Source organism: Mycobacterium sp. 1465703.0, assembly GCF_001672975.1.
In the GTDB taxonomy this organism is placed as follows: Bacteria; Actinomycetota; Actinomycetes; order Mycobacteriales; family Mycobacteriaceae; genus Mycobacterium.
The window spans coordinates 1-2,319 of the sequence record NZ_LZKU01000061.1 but is presented as its reverse complement, the minus strand read 5'-3'; the positions used below and the strand labels follow the sequence as shown (position 1 = coordinate 2,319).

1 protein-coding gene is annotated in these 2,319 nt (G+C 63.8%); it reads right to left on the bottom strand.

Annotated features, from left to right (window positions below; translation table 11 throughout):
- On the bottom strand, positions 1 to 2,319 hold a 2,319-nt coding region (locus tag A5625_RS29515), incomplete at both ends, for a hypothetical protein (protein WP_197515983.1).

Genomic DNA, 2,319 nt, shown 5'->3' with positions numbered 1-2,319 from the left:
TGCCCACGCCGCCCGAGCTCAGTGCCCGACTGGCGGCCGTGGCCGTCGACTTGGCCGCCGCTTCGATCGCGGGTTGCGCCGACGACATACCGGCGGCCATGTCCGAAACCATCTTTTGGCCGCGAATCAGGGTGTAGCCCGAGCCCGAGAACGGGCCAACCTTGGCCGGCGACGACTGGAACCACTTCGCGATGCCGCCGACGAGCGAGCTGGCCGCGCCGTCGAGCAAGCCCATGACGCCGCCCGACGTCATGCCCTTGATGAGCCCGGTGACGAGCGACTTGCCCCATTCTTCGGCCTTCTGCGGCAAGTCTTTGCCTAGCTTGCCCTCTAGCCCGTCGATGACCGCGCTGCCGACCTTGATGATTCCGTTGGCCAGCGTCGACAACGCTTGCTCGGATTTGTCGCCGCCCTGAATCAAAAGCGTTATGACAGAAACGAAGTCGCGTATGAAGCCGACAATCGTGGGCATCAGCGGCGCCAAGTCGATCAGTGCTTGAGTGATCGCGCCGAACAGCTTCGGCAACTGCGGGCCGACCGATTCGACCAGCGACACGAACAGCGCGGCGAGCTGCGGTATCTGCGGCAAAAGCGCCGTCATCGCGTTCGCGAGACCTTCGAAAATCTTCGGCAGTTGCGGGCCGACCGTCTGGATTAGCTGCCGGAACGTATCGGTCATAGACCCGATGAACTGGTTGATGGCCGGGCCCATCGCGACAATCGCCGGGCCCAGATCGCTTTGCATCTCGTAGGCGAACGTCTTGAAGAATTCGACCCACGCCGGCGCGGTGGCGATACCTAGCTGAGTGAACGCCGTGCCGATCGACACAAGACCGTTCAACAGCGGGCCTAGGATCGGCAAGAATGCGTCGGTCGCGGTGCGTAGCGTCGTGAAAAAGTCGGTCAGCGCCTTTTGGCCGGCGTCGCTTTTCGTCCAGTTCGCCAGCGAGTTGCCGATTTGGTCGATGAAGCCGAGAAGCCCGCCGCCGCCGAACTTTTCGGCGATGTTCATGATGTCGTTGAACGCCGAGCCGAATTCGAAGACGATGTTGATTAGGTGCTCGAAAGCGCCGATGGCCGTCTGGATTGTTTGTTGCAGCGCGCCCGAGCCGGCGGCCTTGTCGACCATGTTGGCGACGTAGGTCGCGAGTTTCGTTATCTCGCCGCCGATTTGGCCGAAAAATGACGAGCCGACAACCGATAGTTGCGTGAAGATGTCGAGCATGGGCTTCATGGCCGGCGCCATCGCCTGCAAGCCCTTGCTGATGTTGTCGATGAACGTCGAGAACGCCTGCAACATCTGCGGTTGCATCAGCAGTTTCGCGAACTGGTCGGCTATGCCGCCCATGACGCCGGCGACCTTGCTGCCGCCGGCGACCAGCGCCGGCAACCACGTCTGAATCAGCGGTTGAATGTCGGCGTTGATCTGGTTGAAGAACGACGTTTGCACTGCGGCGCCGCCGAGTTTGAATTGGTCGCGGAACTGCGCGACCTGCAACATCGCGTGCGCGGCCGCCGGCGCCATGTTCTTTATGTCGTCGAGGAATTTCTTCGGGTCGTCGGCCATCATGTCTTTGAGCGCGTCGCCGACGCCGTGCAACGCGATCTTCATCGTGCCCATGACGACGCCGACGCCGCCGGCGGCCGCCGGCAACAGCAACAGCGCGCCGGAAAGCTGGCGCACCGCGTCGGCCACTTCGACGATGCCTTGCACGCCGGCCGCGCCGCCGATGCTCGCCAGGCCGCCGAGTGCGGGCAAGCCCAGCGATAGGCCGCCGATCTTGCCGAACGCGACTTCGAAACTGCCCAGGTCGCGGATGAAGTTGCGCACGTGCTCGCCGCCGGCGCTCGCGCTACTGCCAGCCCGGTCGAAGCCCTTCGATACCAGCTCAAGCCCGCCGGCAGCGGCCCGGCCTTCGGGTCCAATCAACGCGACAACACGAGCGACGCCGCTTAGACCGCGCGCCAGCCCGTTCGACTTCTGCTCGGCGTCGTGCGTGACGGTCGAAAGCCGGGTGATGTTGCGTTCGAGGTTGGGCAGTATGTCCGACATCGTTCGCATGACGCGCTGCCCGATCGACATTTCGGTACCCAGCGCGCGGTGTGCGTCGCGCTCGGCGTTGGTCGCGTCGACGTGTCGCTTCTGCGCGTCGCCTAGCCGGTCGTGGGCGGCCTTGACGTCATCTAGCGTCGCTTCTGTGTCGAGAAGTGTTCGCTTGTATTCCTTTTCGGCCTTGTCGACGTCTGCGCTGGCCTTTCGCACTTCGTCGAGTCGCTTGGCGTAGCCGTCGGCGGCCGAGCCCGACGCGGCGTGCTGGC